Origin of the sequence: Streptomyces scabichelini, from assembly GCF_011045015.1 — a bacterium.
Lineage (GTDB): Bacteria > Actinomycetota > Actinomycetes > Streptomycetales > Streptomycetaceae > Streptomyces > Streptomyces scabichelini.
Map to the genome: position 1 here is coordinate 81,533 of NZ_JAAKZY010000003.1, position 22,681 is coordinate 104,213.

Genomic DNA, 22,681 nt, shown 5'->3' on the forward strand with positions numbered 1-22,681 from the left:
CGGACCGGCCCACCCGCTGCAGCCTTCGGCCGCCAAGCCGTACCCGGCGCCGTCTCCGATCGGCGAGCCTTACCCGTTACCGGCACGGGTCGGCGAGCCTTACCACCCGTTACCGGCCCCGGCCGGACGGACTCACGCCGCGTCGTCCCCGCCGGACGCCGGGCTTGGGCTGCCGTACCGCTTCTCGAAGCGGGCGATCCGCCCCTCCGTGTCCACGGTCCGTGCCGTGCCGGTGTAGAAGGGGTGGCTCTCCGAGGAGATCTCCACATCGACGACGGGGTACGTCCGGCCGTCGTCCCAGTCGATCGTCCGGTCGCTCGTCGCGGTCGAGCGGGTGAGGAAGGCGTAACCGGCGGCGCGGTCGCGGAAGACGACCGGGTGGTAGTCGGGGTGCTGGTCCTGCTGCATGAGTGCTCCTTGAAGGGGGAGTCTGTGCGCGGACAGGGCGCCGGAACAGGTGGATCAGCCGGACTGGGCGTCCTCGTCGACGATGTGCATGGCAGCCTCCTCCGCCGAGGCGGCGGCACCGTCGATGCCCACGTCGGTGGCGATCAGCCGGCTCTCCTCGTCCTCGTGCGCACCTTCGTCGGGCGCCACGAGACGTCCGGAGCGGACGGCGCCCACCTCGTTGTCCAGGGCCTCGCCGTCGGAGTCCGGGCTGTCGCCGATACCGTCTCCGTCAAGAGGCGCCACCTCCGGCAGTTCTTCCGCGAGGCGTTCGTCCAGCGTCTCGCCTCGATGCCGTTCGGCCGCGGTCACGTCTCTGCGCTCCACGGCCCACGGCCGCTCCGGCGGGGACCAGCCGCGGTCCAGAGGATCGTCCACACCGTCGGATTCCAGGGTGTCTTCGGCGTCGAGCAACCCGGCGTCGTCCTGAACCTCGGATCCGTCCGGCTGGTAGACGTCGTCTCCCCATCCGTCGGCGCTGTCCACGGGTACCTCCAGGTGATGCGGGCCGACCCGCTGTCACCGCGTTCGGCGGCGGGCGCACGGGCCGCTGGGCTCAGGCCTCGCCCATGTCGAACCGGGTGGTGCCTGGGCGTTCCCCGAGCCCGTGCCGACATCCAGCCTTCCACCCCTCGTCGACACACCGCAACGCCACGGAGCCGATGCCTGGCCAGGGCCCGGCCCTTTCGGGATGACACGGGCCCTGGGCGCTGCTGGCCCGGCCACCGGTACGGCCGCGGGGCCGGCCCGCCCGAACACAGGCGGACCGGATGCCGGAGCGGCGGCTCAGCCGTGCCAGGACCGCCACAGCGCCGCGTACGCGCCGTCGGCGGCGACCAACTGGTCGTGGCTGCCGAGTTCGCTGATGCGGCCGTTCTCGACGACGGCGATGACGTCGGCGTCGTGGGCGGTGTGCAGCCGGTGGGCGATGGCGACCACCGTGCGGCCGTCGAGGACACGGGCCAGGGACTGTTCCAGGTGGCGGGCCGCGCGCGGATCGAGGAGCGAGGTGGCCTCGTCCAGGACCAGCGTGTGCGGATCGGCGAGGACCAGCCGGGCGAGCGCGATCTGCTGGGCCTGGGCCGGGGTGAGACCCAGCCCGCCCGAGCCGACCTCGGTGTCCAGACCGTCGTCCAGAGCCCGCGCCCAGCCGTCGGCGTCGACCGCGCCCAGAGCCGCCCACAGCTCGGAGTCATGGGCATCCATGGGGGTCCCCCCGCTCGAGCGAAGCCGAGAGTGGGGGAGGGCGAGCAGCAGGTTGTCGCGCAGGGACCCCACGAAGACGTGGTGTTCCTGGTTGACCAGCGCCACATGGGAGCGGACCTGCTCGGCGGACATCCGGGACAGTTCGGCGTCGCCCAGGGTGATGCGGCCGACGCGGGGCGCGTAGATCCCGGCGAGCAGCCTGCCCAGCGTGGATTTGCCCGCGCCGGACGGGCCGACCAGAGCCAGCCGGGTGCCCGGCGCGACCTCCAGCGAGACTTTGCGCAGGACGTCGACGCCGGCCCGGTAGCCGAAGTGCACCTGGTCGGCGCGCACGTCCCGCCCGTCCGGGTCCAGCGATCCGTCACCGGCGTCCGGCTCGATGTCGCGGACGCCGACCAGCCGGGCCAGCGAGACGTGGGCCACCTGCAGCTCGTCGTACCAGCGCAGGATCAGGCCCACCGGGTCGACGAGCATCTGCGCGATGAGCGCGCCCGTCGTCAGCTGGCCGACCCCGATCCAGCCCTGGAGCACGAAGAACCCGCCGATCATCAGGACCGAACCGAGGACCGTGACATGCGTGATGTTGATGACCGGGAAGAGCACCGAGCGCAGCCACATGGTGTACCGCTCCCAGGCGGTCCACTCCTTGACCCGCCGGTCGGACAGTTCGATGCGGCGCTCGCCCAGGCGGTGGGCCTCGACGGTGCGTCCGGCATCCACGGTCTCGGCGAGGACGGCGGCCACGGCGGCGTACCCGGCGGCCTCCGAGCGGTAGGCCGACGGCGCGCGTTTGAAGTACCAGCGGCAGCCGGCCACGAGGAGCGGGACGGCGACCAGCACGGCGGGCGCGAGCGGCGGCGCGGTCACGGCGAGCCCGCCGAGCAGCAGCGTCACCCACACCACACCGATGGCCAGCTGTGGTACGGCCTCGCGCATGGCGTTGGCCAGCCGGTCGATGTCCGTCGTGATCCGGGACAGCAGGTCGCCCGTGCCTGCCCGCTCCAGGACGCCCGGCGGCAGCCCCACCGACCGTACGAGGAAGTCCTCGCGCAGGTCGGCCAGCATCCGCTCGCCGAGCATGGCGCCGCGCAGCCGCACCTGGCGTACGAACACCGCCTGGACGACCAGGGCCAGGGCGAAGACCGCGACGGTACGTTCCAGATGCAGCTCGCGCGCCGCGACCGCTCCGTCGGAGACGCGCTCGACCAGCGAGCCCAGCAGGTAGGGGCCCACCATCGAGGCGACGACAGCGACCGTGTTGACGGTGATGAGCAGCAGGAAGGCCCGGCGGTGCCGTTGGAACAGTTCGGCCACGTAGGCGCGTACGGTCGCGGGGGCGCCGACGGGCAGGGTGTTCGCCGTCGTCGGGGCCGCCGGGTCGTAGGCCGGTGGCGCCACGCCGATCATGCGGTCTCCTCGATCTCTTCGAGTGCTTCCAGGTGGTCCATGTCGCGTGCGGCGGCCTCGTCGTCGGTCTCACGGGTCACCACGGCGCGGTACCGGGGTTCGCTGTGCACCAGTTCGCGGTGCACGCCGACCGCGGCGACCTCGCCCTCGTGGACGAACACGATCCGGTCCGCGTGGTCCAGGAGCAGCGGGGACGAGGTGAAGACCACGGTCGTACGCCCCTCCCGCAGGGACCGGATGCCGTCGGCGATCCGCGCCTCGGTGTGCGAGTCCACGGCGGACGTCGGCTCGTCGAGGACGAGCACCTCCGGGTCCGTGACCAGGGACCGCGCCAGCGCGAGCCGCTGGCGCTGGCCTCCCGACAGAGAACGCCCTCGTTCGGTGATCCGGGCGTCCATCGGGTCCTCGGCGTCCAGCGACCCCTGGGCGAGCGCGTCCAGGACGTCGCCGCACTGCGCGGCGGCCAGCGCCTCCTCGGCGCTCACGTCGCCCGAGGCGGGCACGTCGAGCAGTTCGCGGAGGCTGCCGGACAGCAGCACAGGGTCCTTGTCCTGGACGAGGACGGCTGTGCGGGCGGAGTCGAGGGGCAGTTCGTCCAGCGGTACGCCGCCGAGGAACGCGGACGGCAGGTCCGAGGCGGCCGCGGCGTGTCCGCCGAGCCGCTCGGCCAGCACACCCGCCGCGTCCGGGTCCCCGCACACCACGGCGGTGAGCCGCCCGGCCGGAGCGAGCACACCGGTCGCGGGGTCGTACAGATCCCCGGCCGGCACGACAGCCTCACGCGAGCCGTCGCTGTCCGTCGCCCGCTCCAGTGCCAGCACCCGGGCCGCACGTTTCGCGGACGGCCGGGAGAAGGAGTACGCCATCGCGATCTCCTCGAAGTGGTGCAGGGGATACGTGAGGATCATGACGGCGCTGTACACGGTGACCATCTCGCCGATGGTGATCCGCCCCTCACGGGCCAGATGGACGCCGTGCCAGATGACCGCGATCAGCAGCAGACCAGGCAGCAGCACCTGGATCGCGGAGATCAGCGACCACATCCGGGCGCTGCGGACGGCGGCCCGCCGTACCTCCTGCGAGGCCCGGCGGTATCGGTCCAGGAACAGCTCCTCGCCGCCGATGCCGCGCAGCACGCGCAGACCCGCGACCGTGTCCGAGGCCAGCTCGGTGGCGCGGCCCGCCTTCTCGCGCTGGAAGTCGGCACGCCGGGTCGCGCGCGGCAGCAGCGGCAGCACCGCGAGCGCCAGGATGGGCACACCCACGGCGACGATGATCCCGAGGGCGGGCTCGTACACGACCAGGGCGACGCAGACGAGGACGATCGTCACGGCGGCCGCGGTGAACCGCGACACGGCCTCCACGAACCAGCCGATCTTCTCCACGTCTCCGGTGGAGACCGCGACGACCTCACCGGCCGCGACGCGCCGCGTGAGCGCGGAGCCCAACTGGGCGGTCCTGCGGGCCAGCAGCTGCTGGACGCGGGCGGCCGCGGTGATCCAGTTGGTGACCGCGGCCCGGTGCAGCATGGTGTCGCCCACCGCGATACCGAGCCCGCACAGCGCGATCAGCCCACCCGCCAGGGCGAGCCGCCCACCGGAGCGGTCCACGACGGCCTGGACGGCGAAGCCGACACAGAAGGGCAGTGCGGACACGGAAAGGAAGTGCAGCAGTCCCCAGGCCAGGGACTTCAGTTGTCCGCCGAGTTGATTCCGGCCGAGCCACACCAGGAATCGGGGACCCGAGCGCGCGTCCGGCACACCCGGGTCGGGATACGGAAGGTCTTGAATCTGCATGACGTCCCAGGGGCTCGTAGAACGGGGTGGGGGGAGGCAACAAACCGTGAAAGGTTCGCGTCACAGCGTGTCCGCAGGCAAACGATTTTCCGCCGCCGGGCAAAGATTCGGCCCGGACCGCCCGATATGGCCGGGATACCCAGGGCCCGGGCGCAATCGTCCGGAACACGGTGCGACGATGGAACGCATGCGAATAGGCGGTGCGATGCGTACGACAGCCGCGGCTGCGGCCTGTGGTGCCCTTCTCATGTCCCTGACGGCCTGTGGCGGTTCGGACGGCGGGAGCGGTCGTGCGAGCGACGCGAAGTCGAGTGACCGGCCTCGGCAGGCACAGGCACGCACCGTCGACCTCAAGCGGATCCCCGACGTCGGCGACAGGCTTCACAAGCAGATTCCCGCCAACTCCCGCCAGGTCGTGGCGGTCTACGGCGAGAGCAAGGACTCGGCGGACTCCAAGATCGTGCTCTACACCAAGTCCGGTTCCACCTGGGACCAGACCCGTAGCTGGCAGGGTCACAACGGCAAAAAGGGCTGGACCACCGACCACAGCGAGGGCGACAAGCGCAGCCCTGTCGGCGTGTTCACGCTCAGCGACGCGGGCGGCGTCCTCCCCGACCCGGGCGCCAAGCTCCCGTACACCCGGTCCGCGGGCTTCCAGGCCCCGCGCTACTGGGCCAAGTCGCACTGGCACGACTTCGACTACGTCATCGCCATCAACTACAACCGCGTCAAAGGGACCTCGCCCAACGACCCGACCCGCCCCGAGGGCCAGTCCAAGGGCGGCAGCATCTGGCTGCACATGGACCACGGCAGCGGTACGTCGGCCTGTGTGAGCCTGCCCAAGTCGGGCATGGAGTACCTGCTGCGTACTCTCGACCCGGCCAAGGACCCGGTCGTGGTGATGGGCGACGAGGCGGACCTCAAAGCCTGACGAGCCCGCCATCGATCTGTCCATCGGCACGGCCCGACCAGCTCCCACCAGCCACAAGTCCAGGTCCTCAGTATCCGATTCCTATGTATCCGGGTCCTCAGTAGTAGTGCCGGAGCGAGGGCCACAGCCTTGACCACGGCTCGGTCGTTCCCGAGCAGAGGACGATCGCCGCGTCCTGCTCCTCGTTCTCCACACCGTGCCCGTTGTCGACGCGGGCGACCTGACGGCAGCCGGTGAAATACCGCTCGATGGCGCGCGCGTCCTCCTGCCGGACGAGGAGCACAGCTCCGTCGGCCGAGTCCGGCGGAGGACCCCAGTCGGCGTAGCTCATATGGCCGGAATAGGGCCGGGGCAGCCCGCGTGCGGGCCCGTAGCGGTCAAGGGCGCCGGCCTCGCCGTAGTTCTGCGTGAAAATCACGGCGCGAGCCTGATCGTCCGCAGGTATCTGGGACCACCCTTCCCGCGCCGCGTCGGCCAGTGCGGGCCAACCGACCTGCTCTCCCTGTTCCTTGTTGAGCGCCATCGGTACGGCGAGCGCGCTCTGCGGCAGCACCGGCAGCGTCACCATCGCGTTGATCGCCGAGGTCAGTACGACGGCGACCACGAACCACGTACGGCCATGCCGACGCGTCCAGGCGAGGACCGGCTCGCAGCCCGCCACCAGCAGCACGATCAGCAGTGGCAGGGCGTAATATCCCTTGCCGCCCAGCCCGAGGACCAGCACACACAGCAGCGGATACGCCACGGCCGTCGCCCGGGCCCAGCGCAGCGCCGGATCGCGCCACAGCCGCAGCCACCCCGCCACCCAGACGGGCACGAACAGCGGTGAGAGATAGATGAGTTGCTCGGGGAGGAACAGGATCCGGTTCTCGGTCCCGTCGTCCGAGTTGATCCCCTCCGCGACGGTCCACTGCGGCCAGTCGTGGTCGGCCTGCCACCACAGGTTGGGTGCCGCCACCGCCAGGGCGACAGCGGCGCCGACGAGCAGCCACGGAGTGCGCAGCACCCGCCGCGGCCCCACGGCGAGGACCGCCGTGAGCAGCGCCACGACCAGCAGCGCCACGAGGTACTTGTTCAGCAGACCGATCCCCACGCACAGGCCGATCGCCGGCCACCACCGCCCGTCGCCGGTGCGCAGCAGCCGCAGCACCAGCCAGCAGATCACCAGCCACGCCAGCAGATCGAAGGTCGCGGTCGACACCATGTGCCCGACCGCCAACGGCTGTGCGCCCAGACCCGCCAGCCCCGCGGCGAGCATCTGCGTCCTTCGGTCGCCGCCCAACTCCCTTGCCAGCAACGCGACCACGAAGATGACGGCCATGAACGCGAGCGTTGCCGCGACCCGCAGCCCGACCGTCGAGTCCCCGAACAGCGCGGTGGCCGCCCGCGCGATGAGCGGCGTCAGCGGCGGCTGGTCGACATACCCCCACGCCAGGTGATCGCCCGCCGCGAGGAAGTACAACTCGTCCCGGTGGTACCCGTACCGGCCGGACAGCGCGGTCAGTAGGGCGGCGAAACCGACGGCCAGACAGGCGACCGGAACGGTGGCGAGGCGAGGTGGCTCGGCCAGTACGTCATCGTCCCGTTCCCGATCCATAGCGCCCCCTCGCCAACCGGTCGCACCACCGTACTGAGGAGGCAGAAACCCGTCGAGAGTGCCGTCATACGCCGAGGGCTCATTGCGAGCGGCGCCAACTCCCCGTAGAACACGGGCCATGAGAAGACGGATCATCATGTCCATGCTCGCCGGAGTGACCCTCATGGCGAGCACCCTCCTCGGCGCGACACCTGCCCCCGCCGCCCAATCCGCTGATCCGCCCGCCGAGTTCGGCACCGACTGGCACGACCCCCTGACCGCCGCACCGCCCGTCACCAGACCTGACGCGAAGTCCTGCGAAGTCACAGTCGCCGAGGCGCAGTTCCGCGACTTCACGCCCTACAAGGGCACGTACGCACCCCCGAGCGGCTGCGGTGACCGCTGGAGCAAGGTCGTGCTGCGGCTCGATGGCAAGGTCAAGGGACGGCAGTTCGACCGGCTCGGCTATCTGCACATCGGCGGAGTCGAGGTCTTGCGTACGTCTACTCCGCAGCCCTCGCCGGACGGCATCGAGTGGTCGGTGGAGAAGGACGTCACGCGCTACAGCGACACGTTCCGGCGGAGCCAGGACGTCGAGATGCTCATCGGAAACGTCGTCGACGACACGTATACGGGCATCCTCGACGTCAAGGTGACGCTGACCTTCTACGAGGGCCGGCCCACGGCCACCACTCCGGACCGCGTCCTCACCCTCAAGGACGGCGCCCTCACCACGCCCCGCAACAGCGAACGCATCGTCGCCGAGGTGTACGCCACGGGATCGGGTGGCGGCTGCGAGGAGTACTGGTATCTGACGGTGCCCGACGCCGCGCCGTACTCCTGCAAGGCGGACCACGGTCCCTACCGCGAGGTGCAGATCAAGGTCGACGGCCGACTGGCGGGCATCGCCACGCCGTTCCCGACCGTGTGGACCGGCGGCTGGTCCAATCCCTTCCTCTGGTACGTGATTCCGGGCCCGCGTGCCTTCGACATCAAGCCCATCGAGTACGACCTGACCCCCTTCGCGGGGCTCCTCAACGACGGTCGCCCGCACCGGATCGAGGTCTCCGTAGTGGGCGTTCCGGAGGGGCAGACCGGCTGGAGCGCCCCCGTGAACGTCCTGGTCTCGCAGGACGCCAAGAGCGAGCGGGTCACCGGAAAGGTGACCGCCCACAAGGTGGGCGAGCTCGCCAACTCCTCGACGTACACGCCAGGTTCGGAGCATCGGCTGGACACCGAGGCCGGCCACCGGCTGACCGTGTCCGGGTACGTCGACACCTCGCACGGTCGCGTGACGACCACCGTCAGCCGCCAGCTGGCCAACAACTCCGTGCACCGGTGGACCGACGGTGAGAACACGGACGCCCTGAAGGCCACCTGGACCGACGACGAGACGGTCACCGTCGACGGGCGCGGACCGGCCAAGTCGACCCGCACGCACCGCACATACACGATGGACGGCGCCACGACCCTCGGCGCGGGTGACCGGCTGCGGACGGTCATGTCGCTGGGGGACCGGGCCGCGGTCGTGGAGACGAGGGGTGGTCTACGCACCGCGTGGTCACGGCTCGACGACACCTACGCGGGCGACGCGACGTATACGGCGAATGTGCCGCGCGACCAGCGGCATGCGGTCGGGACGACGAGCGAGCGCTACCGGCTGCACGGCTCGGGCGGGTGCTACGACCGGAGTCTGGTCACCGTGCAGGGGACGGTCACGGAGGACAGAAGCGGCTGCTGAGCCTGAACGTGTGGGACCTGACACATCCTCGATGATTTACACGTGTGTGACGTAGAGGTCTCCTGCGGTAGCAATCTCCCCCGATAGTGATCACCGCGGAATCCGCTTTCCGCATCCCAGAAGTCACTTCGGAGGAGTGCCCGTGCCGCCGTCTGTACCGTCCCTGCCGCGACGCGTCGCACGCATACTGCGTACCTCATTGTTCGCGCAGGTCGCCTGCGCGCTTGTGCTCGGAATCGTCGTCGGAAGGTTGTGGCCGGACACGGCCACGACCTTCCAGCCGCTCGGCGACGGTTTCGTGCGCCTCATCAAGACCGTCATCTCGCCGCTCGTGTTCTGCGTGGTCGTCGTCGGCATCGCCAAGGCCGGCAATCTGAAGGCCTTCGGACGGATCGGGCTCAAGGCCCTGATCTGGTTCGAGGTCGCCTCCACGGCCGCGCTGCTCATCGGTCTGATCGCCGCCAACGTCTTCGGCCCGGGATCGGGCATGAACGTCGACCCGTCCCAGCTCAACTCCTCGGCGGTCGAGGACAAGACCGGCGGCGGCTCGCTGCCGTCGACCAGCGAGTTCATCCTGGAGGCACTCCCGCAGAGCGCGATCGGCGCGTTCGCCGAGAACGCCCTGCTCCAAGTCCTGGTGCTGGCCTGCCTGGTGGGCGCCGCGCTGCTCCACCTGGGCAACACCAAGGTGCCCGCGATCCTGCCCGCCATCGAGCAGGCCCAGGAGGTCATCTTCGCGATCGTCGGCTTCGTCATGAAGCTCGCGCCGCTCGCCGTGTTCGGCGCGATGGTCCACCTGGTGGGGGAGTACGGCCTCGGGGTGATCGAGACATACGGCAAGCTCATCGTCCTCTGCTACGCGGTGGCGGCGCTGTTCCTGGCGCTGCTCGCCGTGGCGCTGAAGGTGGTCACGGGGCTGAGCCTGTGGAAGTTCGTGCGCTACACCCGCGAGGAGTTGCTGCTCGCGCTCGGCACCGCGTCCAGTGAGACCGTCATGCCCCGCCTGATGCAGAAGCTGCGCCAGGCCGGTGCCCGGGACGACGCCGTGGGCCTCGTGCTGCCCACCGGCTACTCCTTCAACCTCGACGGCGCCTCCATCTACCTCTCCATCGGCACGCTGTTCATCGCTCAGGCCGTGGGCGTCGACCTCAGCCTGAGCCAGCAGATCACCGTGATCCTGGTGCTGATGCTGACCAGTAAGGGCATGGCGGGCGTACCGGGTTCGGCATTCCTCGCCCTGTCGGCGACCGCATCCTCGCTCGGAGTCATCCCCGCCGGCGCCGTCGCCCTGCTCCTCGGCGTGGATCGCATCATGGACTCGATGCGCGTCGCCACCAACCTGCTCGGCAACTGCGTCGCGGTCTTCGCGGTGTCCCGCTGGGAAGGCGCGCTGGACACCGAACGGGCGAAGAAGATGCTCGACGGCGAGATCGCGTTCGTGGAGGAGGACACCGAGAAGGCGTCGAAGGAGGACGCCGACAAGGCGCCGAAGAAGGACACCGGGAACACGCCGAAGGCCGAGGAGCCCGCTTCCGAGGCGCAAGACCCTGTCGAGGCCAAGGCTTCGACAGCCAAGGAGCCCGCGGGCGAGGCAAGTTGAGACACGGGGCCCGGCGTACCGCTCACCGCCGGGCCCCGCTCCGTCAGTCCTCCGGCTTCTCCGAGCCGACGCAGTCGTGCTCGCCCTTCGTGTGCGTCGCCGGGGCGGGCTGTCCCGCGACCCCCACCTTGGCCGCGACCCCCGCCTTGGCCGCGGCCCTCGGCGGTCTCGTCCCTGACCGACGCCCAGCCCCGCTCCGGCGATGCCGACGACGCGCAGGACCGGGAGTCGGACTCAGCACCGCCGGTCCGGCTCCTCCACCGCGCCCATCCCGTCGACCAGCGTGTCCAGCAACCCCCCGAGCACCTTGCGCTGCTCGTCCGTCAAGGGCGCCAGGATGTCCTCCGCGGCGGCCCGGCGCGCACCGCGCAGTTCCCGCAGGGCCCGGCGTCCGTCGTCCGTGAGCTCGATCCGTATGACCCGGCGATTGGTCGGGTCGGGTACGCGACACACCTTGCCGCTCGTCTCCAGACCGTCGACCAGCGTCGTCACGGCCCGGGGCACCACCTCGAGACGCGCGGCCAGATCGGTCATGCGCGGCGGTGAGCTGTAGTGCGCGAGGGTACGCAGCAGCCGGGACTGGGCCGGAGTGATGCCGAGCCCGCGCTTCTCCAGATGACGCTTCTGGATGCGGTGCACACGACGGGTCAACCGCAGCAACTGCTCGGCGAGCAGGCCGTCGGCCTCGGGGGTGTTCATAGCGGGAACAATATCAGGACCTCGTTCATTGTGAGTATAGGTAACAATGAGCTATGCTCCTCCAGTCAAAATTGCCTCTCGTCCCAGCCCACCATCCATCCCGGCGCACCACCATCCGTCGTCGTCCCACATCCCGTAGGAGCCCATGCGTCCCGACGAACTCTCCTGGACACCGCCAACCGCCGAGGCCGCACAGCCGCGGCAGGTGCGCCGCATCCTGAAGCTCTTCCGCCCGTACCGCGGCCGGCTGGCCGTCGTCGGCCTGCTGGTCGGCGCCGCGTCGCTGGTCTCGGTCGCCACACCCTTCCTGCTGAAGGAGATCCTCGACACCGCGATCCCGCAGGGCCGCACCGGCCTGCTGAGCCTGCTCGCGCTCGGGATGATCCTCAGCGCCGTACTCACCAGCGTCTTCGGCGTGCTGCAGACCCTCATCTCCACGACAGTGGGCCAGCGCGTCATGCACGACCTGCGCACGGCGGTCTATGACCGGCTGCAGCGCATGTCGCTGGCCTTCTTCACCAGAACGCGCACCGGAGAGGTCCAGTCGCGCATCGCGAACGACATCGGCGGCATGCAGGCCACGGTCACCTCGACGGCCACATCGCTGGTCTCCAACGTCACGAGCGTCGTCGCCACGATCGTCGCGATGCTCGCCCTGGACTGGCGGCTGACCGTCGTCTCGCTGCTTCTGCTGCCGGTGTTCGTATGGATCAGCCGCAGGGTCGGCAACGAACGCAAGAAGATCACCACCCAGCGGCAGAAACAGATGGCGGTGATGGCCGCCACGGTCACCGAGTCGCTCTCCGTCGGCGGCATCCTGCTCGGCCGCACGATGGGCCGCTCCGACTCGCTCACCCGGTCCTTCGCGGAGGAGTCCGAGGGCCTCGTCGATCTCGAAGTGCGGTCGAACATGGCGGGCCGCTGGCGTATGGCCGTCATCTCGATCGTCATGGCCGCCATGCCCGCCGTCATCTACTGGACCGCCGGCCTGGCGCTTCAGTTCGGTGGGCCCGCCGTCTCCATCGGTACGCTCGTGGCCTTCGTCTCGCTTCAGCAGGGCCTGTTCCGGCCGGCCGTCAGCCTGCTGTCCACCGGTGTGCAGATCCAGGCCTCCCTCGCCCTGTTCCAGCGCATCTTCGAGTACCTCGACCTGCCCATCGACATCACCGAGCCCGAGCGCCCGATCCGCCTCGACCGGGTCAAGGGTGAAGTCCGCTTCGAGGGCGTCGAGTTCCGTTACGACGACAAGAGCGGACCGATGCTGGACGGCATCGACATCACCGTCCCCGCGGGCGGCAGCCTCGCCGTCGTCGGCCCCACCGGCGCCGGAAAGTCCACGCTCAGCTATCTCGTGCCACGGCTGTACGACGTCACGGGCGGTCGCGTCACGCTCGACGGGGTCGACGTACGCGACCTGGACTTCGACACGCTCGCGCGTGCGGTCGGCGTCGTCTCCCAGGAGACGTACCTCTTCCACGCCTCCGTCGCCGACAACCTGCGCTTCGCCAAGCCGGACGCCACCGACGAGGAACTGCACGACGCCGCGAAGGCCGCCCAGATCCACGATCACATCGCCTCCCTGCCCGACGGCTACGACACGATGGTGGGCGAACGCGGTCATCGCTTCTCCGGTGGCGAGAAGCAGCGCCTCGCCATCGCCCGCACCATCCTGCGCGACCCGCCCGTGCTGATCCTCGACGAAGCGACCAGCGCCCTGGACACCCGCACCGAGCGCGCCGTGCAGGAGGCCATCGACGCCCTGTCGGCCAATCGGACGACGCTCACCATCGCGCACCGGCTGTCCACCATTCGGGGTGCCGACCAGATCGTGGTCCTGGACTCCGGGCGCGCGGTCGAACGCGGTACGCACGAGGAGCTGTTGGAGCGCGAGGGCCGTTACGCCGCCCTGGTCCGCCGAGACGCCCAACTGGAGCCAACGAAATGAAGATATGCCAGGTTTGCCCATCTTTGCGGGTTAGCGTGCCCGCATGCAGACCCACACTCAGCCACGGAGAACGATTCGACTGACGCGCCGGGGCCGGATCGCCCTCATCGCGACCGGAGCCGTCGCGGCGGCCACCGCGGTGGCGGTCCCGCTGCTGAGCACGGACGAGGCCGAAGGGCCAATGTCCCTGGTGGTCCCCGAGGGCTGGCGGTCCAGCCAGGTGTACAAGGCCGTCGACAAGGCCCTGGCCCTGCCCGCAGGCACCACGAAGAAGTCCCTGGGCAAGGCTCGTCTCAAGCTCCCTGACGACGCGAACGGCAATCCTGAGGGCTACCTCTTCCCGGGCACGTATCCGATCGACGAGAAGTCGACTCCGGCATCCCTGCTCTCGTACATGGTCAATACGGCGAACAAGAAGTTCAGCGGCAGCACGGTCACGGCCGGGGCAGAGCGGAACGCGATGAACGTCTATCAAACGGTCACCGTCGCGAGCATGGTTCAGGCCGAGGCGGCCACCAAGGCGGACATGGGCAAGGTGGCCCGCGTCATCTACAACCGCCTCGAACGCGGTATGCCGCTCCAGCTGGACTCCACGATCAACTACGCGCTGAACCGCACCGCGCTCCGCACCAGCCAGAGCGACACGAGGCTCAACAGCCCGTACAACACGTACCAGCGGATGGGGCTGCCGCCGACGCCGATCGCCAACCCCGGCAAGGACGCGATGCGCGCCGCGGTCAGTCCGGCGCAGGGCGACTGGCTGTACTTCGTCACCGTCAAGCTGGGCGACACACGCTTCACGGCGGACTACTTGGAGCACCAGAGGAACGTCGCGAAGTTCGACCGGAACAGCCGGAGCGCGACTGCCTCGCACTGAGCCGAGCTTCGGTCATTTTCACGCCGCGACCGGCACCCTGGCCAGCAGTCGCCGGATGTCCCGTACCGCCGAGCGCCCGGCGCGGTTGGCGCCGATCGTGCTGGCCGACGGCCCGTAGCCGACCAGATGGATGCGCGGATCGGCGACCGCACGGGTCCCCTCGACACGGATGCCGCCGCCCGGCTCGCGCAGTCGCAGGGGTGCCAGATGGTCGATCGCCGCGCGGAAACCGGTCGCCCACAGGATGACGTCGGCGTCCATGCGACGCCCGTCGTCCCATTCCACGCCGTCCGGAGTGATCCGGTCGAACATCGGCTGCCGGTCCAGCACGCCGTCATCGATCGCCTGCCGGATCGCGTCGTTGAGCGGCAGCCCGGTCACCGACACGACACTCTTCGGCGGCAGTCCCTGACGGACCCGCTCTTCCACGAGCGCGACCGCCTCCCGGCCCACGTCTTCGGTGAAGGGCCCCTCACGGAAGACCGGCGGCCGACGCGTCACCCAGGTCGTCTCCGCCGCGTAGGGCGCGATCTCCATCAGGTGCTGTGTACCGGACGCGCCCCCGCCGACCACCACGACCCGCTGTCCGGCGAACGCCTCCGGGCCGGGGTACTGGGCGGTGTGCAACTGCCGCCCCCGGAAGGTCTCCTGGCCCGGATAGCGGGGCCAGAACGGCCGGTCCCACGTGCCCGTCGCATTGATCAGCGCCCGGGCCGACCACGTCCCGGCCGAGGTCTCGACGAGCAACCGGCCCCCGTCGCCCTCCCGCACGGCCCGTACGTCGACGGGCCGGCGCACCCGCAGGTCGAAGGCGCGCTCGTAGGCGTCGAAGTACTCCGCGATGACCTCGGAGGACGGGCGTGCCGGGTCCGCGTCCGTCAGCTCCATGCCCGGCAGCGCATGCATGCCATGGACTTTGCCGTAGGTGAGCGACGGCCACCGGAACTGCCAGGCACCGCCCGGCTGCGGCGCGTGGTCCAGGACCACGAAGTCCCGCTCCGGCTCGAAGCCGGTACGTCGCAGGTGATAGGCGCTGGACAATCCGGCCTGTCCAGCGCCTATGACGACCACGTCGACTTCCTGTGCCGCGTCTTGAACCCCGGTTTCGTTCACGCTTCTACTAACTCGACCGGGGGCCCCGATCTTCCCGTCAGCGCCCGCTCGCCACGAACAGCGGTGCGCCTTCCCGCGCGGCGACCGGTCCCGCGGCCGTCGGAGCGCCCGGCAGCAGACCGCGTACGGCCAGCTCGGGCATCACACCCTCCCCGAACCAGTACGCCTCCTCCAGATGCGGATACCCGGACAGCACGAAATGCTCGATGCCCAGCGCGTGGTACTCCTCGATCCGGTCGGCGACCTCGGCGTGGCTGCCGACGAGCGCGGTGCCCGCCCCACCACGGACGAGACCCACACCCGCCCACAGGTTCGGGGAGATCTCCAGCCGGTCCCGGGAGCCGCCGTGCAACGCGAGCATGCGCTGCTGGCCGACCGACTCACTGCGGCCGAGCGCCGCCTGGGCGGCCGCGATGGTCTCCGGGTCGAGGTCGTCGAGCAGGTGCCGCGCGGTCGCCCAGGCCTCGGCCGACGAGTCACGGGAGATCGTGTGCAAGCGGATGCCGAAGCGGACCGTACGGCCCTCGCGCTCGGCGAGCCCGCGAATCCAGTCGGTCTTCTCCTTGACCTGCGCCGGGGACTCGCCCCAGGTCAGATACACATCCGCGTGCCGGGCGGCGACCGGCCCCGCGGCCGCCGACGAACCGCCGAAGAAGATCTCCGGCAGCGGGTCCGGCGGCAGCGCGGTGAGCCCGCCCTCGATCTGATAGTGCGCACCGTCGAAGTCGTACGGCTGCCCGCGCCACACCCCTCGTACGACCGACAGGAACTCGTCCGTACGGGCATACCGCCGGTCGTGATCGAGATGGTCGCCGAAGCGCCGCTGCTCACCGGAGTCGCCGCCGGTGACCACGTTGAGCAGGAGCCGACCGCGTGTGATGCGCTGATACGTGGCCGCCATCTGCGCGGCGAGCGTCGGCGAGATGACGCCGGGCCGGAACGCCACCAGGAACTTCAGCCGCTCGGTGTGCTGGGCCAGCGCCACCGTCGTCAGCCAGGCGTCCTCGCACCAGGTGCCGGTCGGCGTCAGCACCGCCTCGAAGCCCAACTGCTCGGCGGCCTTGGCGATCTGGGCCAGATACTCGATGTCGGGGGCGCGCACGCCGCTGACCGGCTTGGCGGGGTCGACGGGATTGGAGGCGTAGGCGTGCCGGTCCACGAGGGTGCGGCCGTCGCCGCCGGTCGGCAGGAACCAGTGCAGATGGACGGTCATCAGGACTCCTTCGACGTGCGGGGAGCTGTGGTGGACGCCGGCAGGTCGCCGTTGAAGCGGGGGTCGACGAAGCCGGCGAAGTCGACCTTGCGCGGGATGAGCTTCAACTCCGTGAATGTGTCGGCGATTTGCTGTTCGGAGGCGATGAGCGGCTTGTCGACGGCGACCGGGATGCGTGAGGCGTTCGTACGCTTCACCGAGGCCAGCGCCACCTCGTAGGGGAGCCCGGTGTCCTTCGCCCACACCTGTGCCCACTCCTCGGGGTGGTCGTAGACCCAGTTCTGGGCGCGCCGCAGCCGCTCCAGGTAGTCACCGATGGCCGCGGTCTTCTTCTTGTCCGCGAGCGCGCCCGGCGCCGCCACCTGGAAGGTGAGGCCGTTGACCACACCGTCGCCGTCCGTCAGGACGCGGCCCTGCTCGGCCTGGAGAACCTGCGAGGTGTACGGGTCCCAGACCGCCCACGCGTCGACCTTGCCGCCGGTGAACGCGGCCAGCGCGTCCGCGGGCTGCAGGTACTTCACCTTGACATCGCTCAGCTTCAGCCCGGCCTCCTTCAGGGAGGCGACCAGCTGGTAGTGGGCGGACGAACCCTGCGCCACCGCGACCGCTTTGCCCTTGAGCTGCTCGGTCGTCCTCAGCGACGAGTTCGTCGGTACGAGGATGGCCTCGCCCTTGGACGTGCCGTGCCAGGCCGCGACGACGGAGATCTTCGAGTCGGCGCCGGCCGCGAAGACCGGCGGCGTGTTGCCGACGCCGCCGATGTCGACGGCCTTGGCGTTGACGGCTTCCAAGAGTGGTGGACCGGACGTGAACGTCGACCACTTGATCTTGTAGTCGAGGTTCTCCAGCTCTCCTGCGGCCCGCAGGACGGCCTCGGAACCACCCTTCTGGTCACCGACGTTGAGGGTGAGGGACCCCTTGCCGTCGGTCCCGCCGCCCGCCGAGGTGTCGGCTGCCGAATTCCCGCCACAGGCGGTGAGCAGGAGAGACAGAAGGGACAGGAGAGACAGGGGAAGGAGCAGGGCGGGGACGAGGCGTCGTCGCATGGTGCATCCGTTCAATTCGTTCTGGAGAAGGGGAGTTCAGGAGGGGGGAGTTCAGAAGTGGCAGTTCAGATGGCGGCGGTATCGACGCCCAGGCGTTCCAGCAGACCGGCGCGGAGCTCCGCGAACCGGGGGTCGGCGATGTCACGCGGGCGGTCCAGCTCGACGCGGGTCTCGTACGCGATGACGCCGCCGTCCATCACGAGGACGCGGTCGGCGAGCAGTACCGCCTCCTCCACGTCGTGCGTGACCAGGAGCACCGCGCAGCCGCGCCGCTGCCACAGTTCGCCGACGAGCCGTTGTGCGTTGATCCGGGTCAGCGCGTCCAGCGCGCCGAAGGGTTCGTCGAGGAGCAGCAGGTCGGGCTCGCGTACCAGCGCGCGGGCCAGTGAGGCGCGTTGGGCCTCGCCGCCGGAGAGCGTCTTGGGCCAGGCGTTGGAGCGGTGGCTGAGACCGACCTCCGCCAACGCCCGCTCGGCGACGGCCCGTTCGGGCTTCCCCGGCAGTCCGAGCAGCACGTTGCGCCACACCTTCTTCCACGGCATGAGCCGCGGCGCCTGGAACGCGACGGCCTTGCGGCGCGGGACTAGAACGGTGCCCTCGATGTCGCGGTCGAGCCCGGCGAGGATGCGCAGCAGGGTGGACTTGCCGCAGCCGCTGCGGCCGAGCAGGGCCACGAACTCGCCCGGCCTCACATCGAGTTGAAGACGGTCGATGACGGCGCGGCCGTCGAAGGAGCGGGACAGCCCCTCGACATGGACCGCCTGTGCGGCCTGCGCGGCCTGTACGGCTTGGGTGGTCACCGGCCGGTGAACGTCGGTCGCCATTGCAGCAGCAGCCTTTCGAGGGAGCGGACGATGAAGTCGGCGAGCAGGCCGAGGAAGGCGTAGACGATCAGGCAGACCACGATGACGTCCGTGCGCAGGAAGTCGCGCGCCTGGACCATGAGGAAGCCGATCCCGGCGTCCGCGTTGATCTGCTCGGCGAAGACGAGCGCGAGCCAGGCGATGCCGAGCGAGTAGCGGAGCCCGGTCATCGCACCGGGCAGCGCGCCCGGCAGGACCACATGGCGTACGAGTCCCCAGCGGGACAGGCCGAGGGATTCCCCGGCCTCGATCAGCTGGGAGTCGACGCCGCGGATACCCGCGTACACATTGAGATAGAGCGGGAACGAGACACCGAGCGTGATGATCGCGACCTTCGGAGCCTCGCCGATGCCGAACCAGATGATGAACAGCGGGATCAGGCCGACGAACGGCACGGTCCGCAGCATCTGGACGCTCGCGTCGACGAGGTCCTCGCCGATGCGGAACAGGCCGGATACCAGAGCGAGTCCGGTGCCGACGACGGTGCCGAGCAGCAGCCCGACCGCGACCCGCTGGAGCGAGACGCCCATCGCCGTGGGCAGCGAGCCGTCGGAGATCAGATCACCCGCGACGCGTGCGATGGTGCCGGGCGAGGCGAGGACGTCTGGGGTCAACACGCCTGTACTGCTGAGGAGTTGCCACAGTCCGAGGAGGAGGACGGGGCCGGAGGTGCGACGCAGCCAGCGGGGGACGCGGGTGCTGCGGGCGGAGGTGGGGACGAGGGGTTCGAGCTCGGGCAGGGCGTTCTCAGACTTGGATATTCCCGAAATGTCGGACCCGTGAGAGTCCGGCGGGGCATGGCTGATGCTCATGAGTGCTCCACGACTGGGGCTCTACGACGGGAGAGCGGCGGGAGAGCGGCAGGAGAAGGTACGCGTCAGCGCGCCGACGTCCGGTTCAGATCAGACGTACGGGCATGCCGCGGCGCGGAGATGAAATACGAGGGAGAGGGGCGTCAGCGGCCGCGACGACACGCGGCGGAGGCCACCCGCAGCAGGTCGATGTGACCGCGCGTGGTGAGCAGGGCTGAACGCAACATGCGGCTGAAAGTAGCCAGATGGGCTGTGCACGGTCAATGGCGTCTCGCGGAATGGACTGCGCGTATCACCCGGCGGGTGGTGCGGGCACTCGGTCGGTGCAGGCACGCAACCCGGCTGATGAGCGAGGATTGACTCATGTCCGATGCCTTCACCACCCGTGTACTGAACGTCGCCACCGGATCCTCGGAGACAGTCGTCGACCTCACCCACGAATGCGAGGCCTTCCTCAGGGAGGTGGCGGGCGACCGTGACGGCCTGCTGAACGTCTTCGTGCCCCACGCAACCGCCGGAATCGCGATCATCGAGACCGGGGCCGGCAGCGACGACGACCTCCTCGCCACCCTCCACACCCTGCTCCCCGACGACGACCGCTGGCAGCACCGCCACGGCAGCCCCGGCCACGGCCGCGACCACGTACTCCCGGCGATCGTGCCCCCGCACGCCACGCTGCCGGTGCTGGGTGGCCGCCTGGAACTGGGGACTTGGCAGTCGGTGTGTCTGGTCGACACCAACATCTCCAATGCCAACCGTCATGTGAGGCTGAGCTTCCTGGGATGAGCAAGATCGTCCTGAGGGTGGCCGCCGAACCACCCCCGGCAGCCAGGGCCGGTGCTTCAGGCGGCCGGGGTGTCCAGGGGGCGCAGTTCGTCCGCGTAGGAGACGGAGATCCGGCGCATCAGGCCGTCCTCGGTGATGTCGTACTGGCCGAGGCGCCACAGCGGCGGCGAGTACGCGTGGATGGAGACCGCGTCGTCGGTGGCGCCGGTGAGGCGGTGGATGTGCTCGGGGCCGAAGCAGAAGGACTCGCCCGCGCCCACGGTGACGGACAGATGGCTGCCGCCGATGCGCGGATTGGACTCGTTCAGCGCGCCCTGGACGACGCTGACCGCGCCGGAGGAGATGTCGTGGTCGTGCCAGCCGGTGTCGTTGCGCCGGGTCCAGCACAGCAGCCAGACGTCGACGTACTCGTCGCGGTGCAGGGATGCGTAGTGCCGCTGTTCGTCGGAGAACGCGACCTGTTCGCGCCACAGGCCGGGGCGGGCGGCGAGGTCGTCCACCAGCGCCTTCAGCTCGCGCTTGTCGAGGACACGGTCCGGCAGGGCCTCGTACGTCATGGGGTGGCTCCCTTCAGCAGACGGGCGGGGTTGGCGGTGCGCAGGGCGTGGACGGCGGCGTCCGCGCCGAGGTCGGGGATGACGGGAGCCGCGTAGGGGCGGTCGCTGCCACTGACGAGCACGTCGATACCGACGGCCCGCACGAGCGCGTCCACCGCGCGTGTGCCGTACGACGAGGTCTCGTAGAAGGCGTCGAAGTCGACCTCGCCGCGGCCGCCGCCTCGGGCGGCGAGCCGCTCGCCGTGGAGCGGGGCCAAGCCCGCGAGTGCGGCGAAGCAGACGCGCAGACGTGGGTGGCGTACGCGGCCGAAGGCGCGGAAGGCGAACCAGGACGCATGCATCTGGTGGAGGTAGGGGACAAGGGCCGGCCACCAGGGGGGAGCGCCGGGAGTCGGCGGGGCGGCTCCGGGATGGATGAAGAGGGGCTTGTCGAGGCGGGTGAGGACGTCCAGCAGCGGGGCGCAGTGGTGCCAGCCGGCCGCGTCCAGCAGTGCTGTGGCGGGGAGTTGGAGACCCGCGCAGCCGCGGCGCAGTTCCCGTTCGACCGCATCGGTTTCCGGTGCTGACAGGCAGGGCGAGGCCCAGACGCCGAAGGGTGCGGGGAGCGCGAGTGCGCCGTCGTGGAACGCGTCGAGCAGCGCGAAGGTCTCGGAGGGCGGCAGGTATTCGATGCCCAGCGGGCTGGAGAGCGAGACCAGGGCCAGGTCGAGGCCGTCGGCGACGGCAAGTCGGGTGCGGGCCGCGATGTCGTGGTCGGCCGGGTCGACCTCGTACGGCGGCTCGCCCGACAGGTGCAGGGTCCAGCCGTCGAGGTAGGGCGGTGTCGTGCGGGCGCGCAGTAGCTCGGTGAACTCGGGCGGCCAGATGTGCTGGTGAACATCGGTGAGCACGGATCGGTCCTCGGGGCGGCGTGAAGAAGCTTGGTTGGAGAGAAGTTAAGCGCTTCACTGATGCGGTTAAGTTAAGCGGTTAACAAGATGCTGTGTCAAGCGCGCGAGGGGCCCGCGGGCCCGGGTGGGCCCAGGGCGGACAGACCCCGGTAGGCTTCCCCGTATGGCCAGGCCCACTAAGCGCACCACCCTCCGGGAGGTGGCCGAAGCCACTGGCCTCTCCACCGCCGCCGTCTCGTATGCCCTGCGCGGCAAACACGTCTCCAAGGAGACCGAGGAGCGGGTGCGCAAGGCGGCCGCCGAGCTCGGTTACGAGGCCGACCCCATCGCCCGTGCCCTGGCGAGCGGTCGTACCAGCATGGTCGGTGTCCTCGCGGGCGACCTCCAGGACCTCTGGCACCAGCAGCTGATGGCGGCCATCGGCCATGAGCTGCTGGCCTGCGACCGCTATGCGCTGACCGTCGACGCGGGCGGCGACCCCGACCGTCAGCTGGCCCTCGCCAAGCAGCTGCGCGACCAGCGGGTCGACGCCCTTCTCGTGTCGCCTGTGGACCCCTCCGCCGAGGCGTGGGCCGCGATCGCCGACGCGCTGCCCGTGGTGGCCATCGGGGACTCCCTGCAGAAGGCACGCACGGCCGGGCAGGTCATCTTCGACAACCGGGCCGGCATCGACGCCGTACTGGAGTATCTGCACGGACTCGGGCACCGGCAGGTGACCGTGCTGACGCCGACCCGGCCCAGTACGCCGGATCGGCCCGCCGACGTATATGTGTCCGAAGCGGCGGAGCGACTGGGGCTGCGGACCGAACTCGTGCCCTGTCCCCAGGAACTGGGTGAGGCCACGGCGGTGGCGCGCCGGGTGCTGGAGGGACCGCGGCCCGCGACCGCCGTTTTCTGTTTCTCCGATTCGCTGGCGTACGGGGTGTACGCGGCTGCGGCGGAGGCCTCGCTGGAGGTGGGACGGAATGTCTCCGTGGTCGGCTTCGACGACCATCCGGTGTCCCGGGTACTCACGCCGCCGCTGACCACCGTCGACTGGGGGCCGGCCGGGATTGCCGCGGAGGCGGCTCGGTTGACCGTCGCGGCGATTGAGGGGACGAGGGTGCGGAGGAAGCGGATTCTCTGCGCGCCGCGGATGAGTGAGCGGGGATCGGCTGTGCGGGTGTAGCGGACCGC

The 22,681-nt window shown here is 70.0% G+C and carries 21 protein-coding genes; 7 read left to right on the plus strand and 14 right to left on the minus strand.

Annotation, left to right across the window (positions count from 1 at the left end):
- Positions 1-132 precede the first annotated feature (132 nt).
- The 4 genes from G5C60_RS01755 to G5C60_RS01770 form a co-directional block, all read right to left on the minus strand.
- The gene (locus tag G5C60_RS01755; RefSeq protein WP_165254346.1) at positions 133-408 is read right to left on the minus strand and encodes a type B 50S ribosomal protein L31; all 276 of its coding nucleotides are present in this window, start codon (positions 406-408) and stop codon (positions 133-135) included.
- A gap of 54 nt (positions 409-462) precedes the next feature.
- Positions 463-933, minus strand: coding sequence for a DUF5709 domain-containing protein (locus G5C60_RS01760; protein WP_165254347.1), 471 nt, complete (start codon positions 931-933; stop codon positions 463-465).
- Between the two features lie 300 nt (positions 934-1,233).
- Positions 1,234-3,060: an ABC transporter ATP-binding protein gene (locus tag G5C60_RS01765; protein WP_165254348.1), complete on the minus strand. Its 1,827-nt coding sequence runs from the start codon at positions 3,058-3,060 to the stop codon at positions 1,234-1,236.
- On the minus strand, positions 3,057-4,856 hold the full coding sequence (locus G5C60_RS01770) for an ABC transporter ATP-binding protein (protein ID WP_165254349.1): 1,800 nt from the start codon (positions 4,854-4,856) through the stop codon (positions 3,057-3,059). The genes G5C60_RS01765 and G5C60_RS01770 overlap by 4 nt, the downstream gene beginning before the upstream one ends.
- A gap of 187 nt (positions 4,857-5,043) precedes the next feature.
- Between G5C60_RS01770 and G5C60_RS01775 the strand changes: the two genes are divergently transcribed.
- Complete coding sequence (locus tag G5C60_RS01775; protein ID WP_206438996.1) at positions 5,044-5,787, plus strand: hypothetical protein; 744 nt, start codon at positions 5,044-5,046, stop codon at positions 5,785-5,787.
- 97 nt (positions 5,788-5,884) lie between these two features.
- Here G5C60_RS01775 and G5C60_RS01780 read toward each other — a convergent pair whose 3' ends face one another.
- Complete coding sequence (locus G5C60_RS01780; protein WP_165254350.1) at positions 5,885-7,384, minus strand: glycosyltransferase family 39 protein; 1,500 nt, start codon at positions 7,382-7,384, stop codon at positions 5,885-5,887.
- A gap of 118 nt (positions 7,385-7,502) precedes the next feature.
- Between G5C60_RS01780 and G5C60_RS01785 the strand changes: the two genes are divergently transcribed.
- Positions 7,503-9,104 carry a peptide-N4-asparagine amidase gene (locus G5C60_RS01785; RefSeq protein WP_165254351.1) on the plus strand — a complete coding sequence of 534 codons (1,602 nt, stop codon included), beginning with the start codon at positions 7,503-7,505 and terminating at the stop codon, positions 9,102-9,104.
- A gap of 142 nt (positions 9,105-9,246) precedes the next feature.
- Positions 9,247-10,704 (plus strand): cation:dicarboxylate symporter family transporter, encoded by a 1,458-nt coding sequence (locus G5C60_RS01790; protein WP_165254352.1) that lies wholly within the window; start codon positions 9,247-9,249, stop codon positions 10,702-10,704.
- 234 nt (positions 10,705-10,938) lie between these two features.
- Here the strand turns inward: G5C60_RS01790 and G5C60_RS01795 are convergent, their stop codons facing one another.
- Positions 10,939-11,403, minus strand: a complete 465-nt coding sequence (locus G5C60_RS01795; RefSeq protein WP_165254353.1) for a MarR family winged helix-turn-helix transcriptional regulator — start codon at positions 11,401-11,403, stop codon at positions 10,939-10,941.
- 145 nt (positions 11,404-11,548) lie between these two features.
- Here G5C60_RS01795 and G5C60_RS01800 point away from each other — a divergent pair, with 145 nt between their 5' ends.
- A complete protein-coding gene (locus G5C60_RS01800) occupies positions 11,549-13,348 on the plus strand; it encodes an ABC transporter ATP-binding protein (RefSeq protein WP_165254354.1) in 1,800 nt (599 codons plus the stop codon).
- A gap of 43 nt (positions 13,349-13,391) precedes the next feature.
- The gene (gene mltG, locus G5C60_RS01805; RefSeq protein WP_165254355.1) at positions 13,392-14,225 is read left to right on the plus strand and encodes an endolytic transglycosylase MltG; all 834 of its coding nucleotides are present in this window, start codon (positions 13,392-13,394) and stop codon (positions 14,223-14,225) included.
- An 18-nt stretch (positions 14,226-14,243) separates the two neighbouring features.
- Here the strand turns inward: mltG and G5C60_RS01810 are convergent, their stop codons facing one another.
- The 6 genes from G5C60_RS01810 to G5C60_RS53920 all read right to left on the minus strand — a co-directional run bounded on the left by G5C60_RS01810 (position 14,244) and on the right by G5C60_RS53920 (position 19,499).
- A complete protein-coding gene (locus G5C60_RS01810; protein WP_165254356.1) occupies positions 14,244-15,338 on the minus strand; it encodes an NAD(P)-binding domain-containing protein in 1,095 nt (364 codons plus the stop codon).
- Positions 15,339-15,375: 37 nt separating this feature from the next.
- A complete protein-coding gene (locus G5C60_RS01815) occupies positions 15,376-16,551 on the minus strand; it encodes an LLM class flavin-dependent oxidoreductase (protein WP_165254357.1) in 1,176 nt (391 codons plus the stop codon).
- Positions 16,551-17,597 carry an ABC transporter substrate-binding protein gene (locus G5C60_RS01820; RefSeq protein WP_165254358.1) on the minus strand — a complete coding sequence of 349 codons (1,047 nt, stop codon included), beginning with the start codon at positions 17,595-17,597 and terminating at the stop codon, positions 16,551-16,553. The genes G5C60_RS01815 and G5C60_RS01820 overlap by 1 nt, the downstream gene beginning before the upstream one ends.
- A gap of 65 nt (positions 17,598-17,662) precedes the next feature.
- Positions 17,663-18,421, minus strand: a complete 759-nt coding sequence (locus G5C60_RS01825; protein WP_165254359.1) for an ABC transporter ATP-binding protein — start codon at positions 18,419-18,421, stop codon at positions 17,663-17,665.
- Positions 18,394-19,272, minus strand: a complete 879-nt coding sequence (locus G5C60_RS01830) for an ABC transporter permease (protein WP_165254360.1) — start codon at positions 19,270-19,272, stop codon at positions 18,394-18,396. Before G5C60_RS01830 ends, G5C60_RS01825 begins: the two co-directional genes overlap by 28 nt.
- A gap of 143 nt (positions 19,273-19,415) precedes the next feature.
- The gene (locus tag G5C60_RS53920) at positions 19,416-19,499 is read right to left on the minus strand and encodes a putative leader peptide (protein WP_313884353.1); all 84 of its coding nucleotides are present in this window, start codon (positions 19,497-19,499) and stop codon (positions 19,416-19,418) included.
- Positions 19,500-19,635: 136 nt separating this feature from the next.
- On the opposite strand from G5C60_RS53920, the gene G5C60_RS01835 reads away from it, so the two are divergent.
- Positions 19,636-20,058, plus strand: coding sequence for a secondary thiamine-phosphate synthase enzyme YjbQ (locus G5C60_RS01835; protein WP_165254361.1), 423 nt, complete (start codon positions 19,636-19,638; stop codon positions 20,056-20,058).
- 56 nt (positions 20,059-20,114) lie between these two features.
- Here G5C60_RS01835 and G5C60_RS01840 read toward each other — a convergent pair whose 3' ends face one another.
- Both G5C60_RS01840 and G5C60_RS01845 read right to left on the minus strand, forming a co-directional pair.
- Positions 20,115-20,615 carry a cysteine dioxygenase gene (locus G5C60_RS01840; protein ID WP_165254362.1) on the minus strand — a complete coding sequence of 167 codons (501 nt, stop codon included), beginning with the start codon at positions 20,613-20,615 and terminating at the stop codon, positions 20,115-20,117.
- Positions 20,612-21,505, minus strand: coding sequence for an amidohydrolase family protein (locus tag G5C60_RS01845; RefSeq protein ID WP_165254363.1), 894 nt, complete (start codon positions 21,503-21,505; stop codon positions 20,612-20,614). Before G5C60_RS01845 ends, G5C60_RS01840 begins: the two co-directional genes overlap by 4 nt.
- A 163-nt stretch (positions 21,506-21,668) precedes the next feature.
- Between G5C60_RS01845 and G5C60_RS01850 the strand changes: the two genes are divergently transcribed.
- Positions 21,669-22,673: a LacI family DNA-binding transcriptional regulator gene (locus G5C60_RS01850; RefSeq protein ID WP_165254364.1), complete on the plus strand. Its 1,005-nt coding sequence runs from the start codon at positions 21,669-21,671 to the stop codon at positions 22,671-22,673.
- The last annotated feature ends 8 nt before the right edge of the window (positions 22,674-22,681 follow it).